The sequence below is a fragment of the Rahnella selenatireducens genome (genome assembly GCF_046449555.1).
Taxonomy (GTDB): Bacteria; Pseudomonadota; Gammaproteobacteria; order Enterobacterales; family Enterobacteriaceae; genus Rahnella; species Rahnella selenatireducens.
Map to the genome: position 1 here is coordinate 174,554 of NZ_JBKEZJ010000011.1, position 6,653 is coordinate 181,206.

Annotated in this window: 6 protein-coding genes and 1 pseudogene; 2 read left to right on the forward strand and 5 right to left on the reverse strand. The window is 45.3% G+C overall.

Annotated features, from left to right (window positions below):
• Positions 1 to 20 precede the first annotated feature (20 nt).
• From tssG to tssB, 5 genes are read right to left on the reverse strand one after another with little or no spacing between them, the layout of a single operon-like run.
• Complete coding sequence (tssG, locus tag ACLBVC_RS18235) at positions 21 to 1,055, reverse strand: type VI secretion system baseplate subunit TssG (RefSeq protein ID WP_410150785.1); 1,035 nt, start codon at positions 1,053 to 1,055, stop codon at positions 21 to 23.
• On the reverse strand, positions 1,019 to 2,854 hold the full coding sequence (tssF, locus tag ACLBVC_RS18240) for a type VI secretion system baseplate subunit TssF (RefSeq protein ID WP_410150786.1): 1,836 nt from the start codon (positions 2,852 to 2,854) through the stop codon (positions 1,019 to 1,021). Before tssF ends, tssG begins: the two co-directional genes overlap by 37 nt.
• A 5-nt stretch (positions 2,855 to 2,859) precedes the next feature.
• Positions 2,860 to 3,291 (reverse strand): type VI secretion system baseplate subunit TssE, encoded by a 432-nt coding sequence (gene tssE / locus ACLBVC_RS18245; RefSeq protein ID WP_410150787.1) that lies wholly within the window; start codon positions 3,289 to 3,291, stop codon positions 2,860 to 2,862.
• A 2-nt stretch (positions 3,292 to 3,293) separates the two neighbouring features.
• Positions 3,294 to 4,778 (reverse strand): type VI secretion system contractile sheath large subunit, encoded by a 1,485-nt coding sequence (gene tssC / locus ACLBVC_RS18250; protein ID WP_410150788.1) that lies wholly within the window; start codon positions 4,776 to 4,778, stop codon positions 3,294 to 3,296.
• Positions 4,779 to 4,798: 20 nt separating this feature from the next.
• Positions 4,799 to 5,296, reverse strand: coding sequence for a type VI secretion system contractile sheath small subunit (tssB, locus tag ACLBVC_RS18255; protein WP_410150789.1), 498 nt, complete (start codon positions 5,294 to 5,296; stop codon positions 4,799 to 4,801).
• A 541-nt stretch (positions 5,297 to 5,837) separates the two neighbouring features.
• On the opposite strand from tssB, the gene ACLBVC_RS18260 reads away from it, so the two are divergent.
• Positions 5,838 to 6,356, forward strand: a complete 519-nt coding sequence (locus tag ACLBVC_RS18260; protein WP_104924329.1) for an Hcp family type VI secretion system effector — start codon at positions 5,838 to 5,840, stop codon at positions 6,354 to 6,356.
• 75 nt (positions 6,357 to 6,431) lie between these two features.
• Positions 6,432 to 6,653: pseudogene (locus tag ACLBVC_RS18265) on the forward strand (type VI secretion system tip protein VgrG); the annotation flags it as partial.

Here is a 6,653-nt window from a genome sequence, read left to right on the forward strand (position 1 = left end):
GCTCCATTTATATGTTTTAATTACGATCTCACGGTAATTTTCACGTGAGGATGCCGGGCCGGTTTTCCAAGAAAACTCGTCCATCCCAGCAGGGAATTTTGTTCATTACCTAGCGTCATCCCACCAACCTGATCTGGCGCGATCCCCAGGCGTAAATCCCAGGCAAACTGATCGCGCAATATGAACGCGACAAAGAGCGTCAAAGGCAGGAAGTTTTCCCCATTCGGAAGGAAGGAAAGGAAACGTTCGCGAGATAAGTTATCGATGCATAACAGGAATTTCCCACCACGATCCGGTACGGAGCTCCCAATAGAAAAATTCTGACCCAGCACCGACTTTCCATTAATTTTACAGCCGCAAATTCCCCGGCTGCCGAGACGGTTTTGTTGCTCAGGAGCAATATTCATCCTTCGCAATTGCCAGCCTTGTAACGTCACTTCTTCAAGGTCAAAGCAGTGTGAAATAAGGCTGCAAATCACCTCCGGTGAGCGTCCCGGATTTGCCAGTGCGCCAGCGTAAGCCAGCATTTTGCTGTGGTTGATCGCCATGCGGCCACGGATGCTCTGGCTTCCTAACCCGACCAGTGAATACATTCGCTGAGAAAAATCATCCGTTCCCCCATTACGAAAGCAGACGTAATATCGATATTTCCGCCAGATGTGATAGATAAATTGTGTCCATCGGTGGGAAAACATATCTAAAAAATCAGTGAGCTTCCTTTCACCTTGCGCCGATTCCCAGGCAAGACTATCGAGGTAATATCCCGGCATAGGAGACTGGCTCCCATGTAACCCCAGAAATGCTGTCGTCATGATGATTTGGTTGGATTTATTAAGGCTGAGTGACTGCACATCGCTGATGGGAAAAGCGATGCTGGCATCCGCCTCAAAGCGAACCGCTTCTTCATGTGGCTCTGTCTGCAGGGAGATATTTTCATAAGTCCCCGTCTGTTTATGGATTGCCTCCACCAGCGCGTAAAAGTTATAACGGCGAACATCGCTGAACGGGATATTTGTCATTAAATCAGCGCGTGCTGACCTATTCTTTCCGGCCATTCATAACACTCCTGATTATCGATATTGATCACTTTCAATATATGAAAGCTGTTCACGCTGGCGTAGAGCGAAAAGAAATGTGAAAGCACGGTGCCCAGTAAGTACAAGTCGCCTTCGCAAACAAAAGGTGTCTGCCGGATAGATATCGTAGAGGCCAGTCCGCGGACAGGCACACCTTTAAACAGGCGATCAACCGGATGGGTTTCAATTTGCTCCATGGCATCCAGTTTCTGCTGAGATAATCGTGCCGCCTGAGGATGATGAATCCCCGGCAAATCGTAAGTGCGCAGTACCTGCTTTAATGCTTCAAGATCTAATAATGACAAATAATTCAGGCTCATATTAGACAACAATGACCAGTGCAGGCTGCCATCAAGAATGGGATATAAAGGCAGCGAGGGTCTGGTCACATTACGGAATGAAGTAATGGCCGGATCTTTACCACTCGCCAGATTAATATCACCAATTTTTAGCTGGGCCGGGAGATCACGATTCGTGCAAGTTAATGTAATGGAAACAATTTCTTCATTATCTTCGATACATTTCTGTTTCTGGTGCGTACCGTCACCATGAACAAAAGAAATATAGTGCTCAAAACCAGGGCTGGTCAGTGAACTTTGCGTCTTCACGCGGTAGTACAAAGCTTCGCGTTGCTGAGCATATTCCACCTGATGCTGGAAACTTTCGAAAGACACATAAGTATGCGTAATCGTCTCAGCAGACTTTCCGTTCCTTTTTATATTACGTAAGCCACTTTGCACACTGTCTACGGAGAAAATATCGTAGCATTCTGCAGTCTGATGATGAGCTTCTAAAAAATATTGTGTAGAGGCATCATCCAGAATAATCGTCTCTGCACTTTCTGAAAAAAGATTAACGGCAGGGGTGCAATATAAACGAAGTGAGTCTTGTCTTAATTTCAAATCTGGTGATAACGGACGTGAAAAATGTAAACGCAGAGTGAACTGTTCAGCTAATAAATCCTCCGGCAGAGATTGTACTCCGGTAATATCGAAGAAGAAAAAGCTGTCCAGAAAACAGAGGTATTCCTGTAATACGCGATAACCGCTATAAACGTTTTTAGGGTACGGGAGTAAGGCATCTTCTTTTTCAAAACCAACAGGGTATAACCTGAAATCAGGCAAGCGTATTGTTTTCTCTCCAATAATGAGCTCGACGTCGGTCATATACTCGCAGAACCATAAATAGAGTTGGTATCGCGTGTAGTTATCGTCGTTGCCAAGCCATAAGCGTATTTTTCCAAAATCTAAGGCGCTAATGTTTTGTTGCTTTCCGGTCAGGAAATTGATGTCGAGCATGCCATGTTTATGGCTGTTATTCGTGGCCACGCTCTCCAGGCTCAGAGGGAGTAACCAGATATCCCGGCCCAGATTAAATTTGCATGAAGGGACTGGATCCGCAGAGCCGTTATCGACTCTTTTACCCGTGACTTCGCCCGAAGGACTCATAACCTGAGCGCCTTCAGAGACCTTAAATGCTGTCGTCACAGTTTTAGGATCAGGGACATATTCCATAATCGTCATACTGGGAGTAGGACGAAGATAATTAGGCCACAACATATTAAGCAGACTGTGGGTGAGCTCAGGGAATTCATCTTCAATTCTTGAACGCATGTTGCCAGACAGGAAAGCAAAACCTTCCAGCAGACGCTCGACGTCAGGATCCGCTTCTTTTTCAGCTAAAAACGGGGCCAGATGAGGTTTTTCTTTAGCCAGCAGTTTCCCTAACTGGCGTAAATAATCGAGCTCTTCCCGGAAATATTTTTCCTCAAATGACATGGCACTTAATCCAGTTGATAGTGGTGATGGTTATCGAGTTGCATATTGAATTCGACGACACTTCGAAGGCCGTTAAAATCCACATGGGCGACAATATGGAAATTAAGATCCATCGGGTTATATCCTTCATTATTGAGCGCCTGAACCTCAGCTTCTTTCACTCGTGGTTCGTAATGCTCAATACATTCCTGAATAGCCTGTTCCACTGTTTTCCGAAAATCGGCAGACGTTGCCGTTGCATCATTCAGGTCGATAACGCCTAAATCCAGGGAGCTCTGACAACTGCCAGGCCGGGCATTCAGAATATTGCGCAGATTGCGTTTAATCGATTTTTGTAAACTCTCGACTTGTTTGGAATGAGAGAAACCGGATGTCTCCCCTCCAATACGCTCAAACAAACTGGCAGAAACATCCTTTTTCCGGCCTGGCATCATCATGGTTATTCCTTATCCAGTCTTCCAACCAGTGAAAGTTCGAAATTGGCACCCATGTATTTGAAATGCGGGCGAACAGAAATTGCGACCTGATACCAGCCCGGATCGCCATCCACATCCAGCACATCAATTTTTGCAGCGCGTAATGGTTTACGACTGCGGACATCAGCAGGTGGGTTTTCCTGATCCGCGATGTATTGCTTTATCCAGTTATTCAGTTCACGTTCCAGGTCGTTTCGTACTTTCCACGAGCCAATTTGTTCACGTTGCAGGACTTTGATGTAATGAGCCAGGCGGTTGATGATGAACATATAAGGGAGTTGGGTCCCCAGCTTATAGTTCGTTTCAGCCACTTTACCTTCCGGTGTGCCGGGGAATTTTCGTGGTTTTTGTACGGAGTTTGCGGAGAAAAATGCGGCATTATTGCTGCCTTTCCGCATGGTCAGTGTGATGAATCCTTCTTCGGCGAGTTCGAATTCGCGACGATCGGTGATCAGAATTTCAGTCGGAATTTTAGCCTGCGTTTGTCCTAATGCTTCAAACATGTGAACCGGAAGGTCATTCACGGCGCCACCACTCTGCGGACCGATAATATTCGGACACCAGCGGTATTTGGCAAAGCTATCCGTCAGGCTGCTTGCCAGAAGATATGCCGTGTTACCCCATAAGTAATCTTCATGGTGGTGACTGACATCTTCCTGATAATTAAATTTTTTAACCGGGTTCTCGACGGGCGAATAGGGCAGACGTAGCAGGAAGCGCGGTGCTGTCAGCCCCAGATAGCGCGCATCTTCTGTTTCTCTTAATGCACGCCATTTGGTGTATGCCGGGCCTTCAAAAATTGATGAAATGTCTTTGATGGTAGGCAGTTCAGTGAAGGAGTTAAGCCCAAAGAAATCTGGTGAAACGGAGGTCAGGAACGGGGCGTGAGCCATAGCACCGACAGCACTGACATAATTCAGCAGTTTCATATCTTGCGCTGAGTTGTTAAACGCGTAGCTGCCGACGATGGATGCGATCGGTTCACCGCCAAATTGTCCATATCCGGATGAATAAACGTGTTTGTAAAAACCGGATTGCACGATTTCTGGCGCAAACTCGAAATCTTCCAGCAACTCTTCTTTCGTTGCATGCAAGATATTGATTTTAATATTTTCTTTAAAGTCAGTGCGATCAACCAGTAATTTCATTGAGCGCCAGAACGATTCAACTTGCTGGAATGCATCGGCATGCAAAATGTTATTCATCTGCTGGCTGAGTTTCTTATCCAACTCAGCAATCATGCGGTCGACGGCGAGTTTGTTTACGGGTTCAGTATGGCTGCCAGATTCCAGAATATTGGACACAAATGCCGCGACCCCTTGTCTGGCAATATCGTAACCATCAGATTCTGGCTGGATGCGGGTTTGCGACATAATTTCATCGAGAAGTGACTTTTGCTGTACGCCAGATTCCGCTACGGATGCAGACAGTTCTTCATGTAATGACATAGTAAAAATCCCTTTTAAAATTACGCCTTATTGACGATATCGAGCTCTTTCAGGAGTTGCGTACGTGATTCTTCCTGATCCAGAAGCGCCTGTAATTGAGTACGGAATGCGGGTACGTTACCCATCGGTCCTTTTAGAGCGACCAGCGCCTCACGTAACTCCAAAAGTTTTCTCAGTTCAGGTACCTGCTTAACAATGTTATCCGGGGAAAAATCCTCCATCGCTTTAATATCCAGCTCGACCTGAATATCCTGATTTTTCTTGTCACTTAGCGAGTTCTCAACGCTGAAGTTCAGACTGATCCCTGTTTCACCCATCACAGAGTTAAAGTTGTTTTTATTCACAGAAATTGCAGAGCGCTCGTCTATCGGAGCATCCTCCGGGCGGCCTTTCATATCACCGACCACCAGAAGATTTAGAGGTAATTCTACTTCGGAACTTAATCCGTCCGCTTTGGGTACATAGCGAATATTAATCCGTTCTTTGGGGGCGACACTGCCGTCTTTGGTATTGCTCATATTGAATCGTCCTTAACGTGATATGCCAGAGAATTATATTATGGCTTTCATTGATAAAGTATATGCGGCTTTATCAATGCCGTGGTTTAGATGATGGTTTGTTATTTAAATCTCAAGGTTGACTAAATTACCATTATAAAAAATTTTTTGTACATAACTATTAGTAAAAAAATAAAAATCGGATTTACAGCTTGCTTAGTGGTGAGTTTAATACCTTGTTTTTGTTGTATTTAACTTGTGATTAATGAGGTTGTATCGTTTATTCATATGGTTATTGAGCGTTTATTCATAGTTTAAATTATAGGGTTTTTCGTTTTTAATTATTTGCTAGTTTACGTTTAGGTGTTATTTTACTGCCGACCTCATTTCATCGTTGCATTTCTATACGGATTTTTTGGAAAGTTATTTCCGAAAATCAACCTAATCTTTGATGTATGGTTTCTTTATCTTTTCCATATGGAAAATGTCAGGTTCTATATAGTTTCATGAATTGGGGGGAATTTAAAATCAATGGTATGTATTATTTACAAGGAGTTTTACGATGCCAACCCCATGTTATATTTCAATGAATGGTCAGACTCAGGGAAATATTACCGCTGGCGCTTTCACGTCAGAATCTGTGGGTAACATTTATGTGCAGGGACACGAAAATGAAATGCTGGTGCAGGAATTTCAGCATATTGTGACCGTTCCTACTGATCCTCAATCAGGTCAGCCTGCGGGTCAGCGCGCACATAAACCCTTTATTTTCACCGTAGCGCTGAACAAAGCGGTTCCGTTGCTTTACAACGCATTGGCCTCAGGCGAAATGTTGCCAACGACCGAGCTAAAATGGTTCCGTACTTCCGTTGAAGGTAAGCAGGAACATTTCTTCACGACCCGTCTGACGGATTCCACCATTGTGGATATCAACTGTCATATGCCGCACTGCCAGGATCCCGCAAAACGCGAATTCACTCAATTGATCGAAGTCTCATTGGCTTATCGCAAAATTGAATGGGAACACGTTTCTGCCGGTACTTCTGGCGCAGACGACTGGCGCGCACCGCTGGAAGCCTGATCCTTCAGGTTATAAATCAACGCCCTGTATGTTTCACGCAGGGCGTTATCCCCCGTGCATCGAAGGAATGACATCATGCCACTCAACGGAACCCGCTTTACCATCAATGTCGGAAAAACCCCCAAAGGCACTTTCGCCGTCCTGAATTTTACCCTTTCCCAAAGCTACTCCGAGCTCTTTACCCTGGGCGTCGTGCTGGTCAGCAGCGACCCGGCCATCGGGTTTGAAAAAGTGCTGGATGAAGTGGCGACGCTGGTGATCTGGCAGGGTGACGAAATAAAACGGCGGGTTCGCGGC

Coding starts and splice junctions, on each gene's coding strand:
- ACLBVC_RS18260 (WP_104924329.1), top strand. CDS start 5,838: ATGCCAACCCCATGTTATATTTCAATGAATGGTCAGACTCAGGGAAAT.
- tssC (WP_410150788.1), bottom strand. CDS start 4,778: ATGTCATTACATGAAGAACTGTCTGCATCCGTAGCGGAATCTGGCGTA.
- tssG (WP_410150785.1), bottom strand. CDS start 1,055: ATGGCCGGAAAGAATAGGTCAGCACGCGCTGATTTAATGACAAATATC.
- tssF (WP_410150786.1), bottom strand. CDS start 2,854: ATGTCATTTGAGGAAAAATATTTCCGGGAAGAGCTCGATTATTTACGC.
- tssE (WP_410150787.1), bottom strand. CDS start 3,291: ATGATGATGCCAGGCCGGAAAAAGGATGTTTCTGCCAGTTTGTTTGAG.
- tssB (WP_410150789.1), bottom strand. CDS start 5,296: ATGAGCAATACCAAAGACGGCAGTGTCGCCCCCAAAGAACGGATTAAT.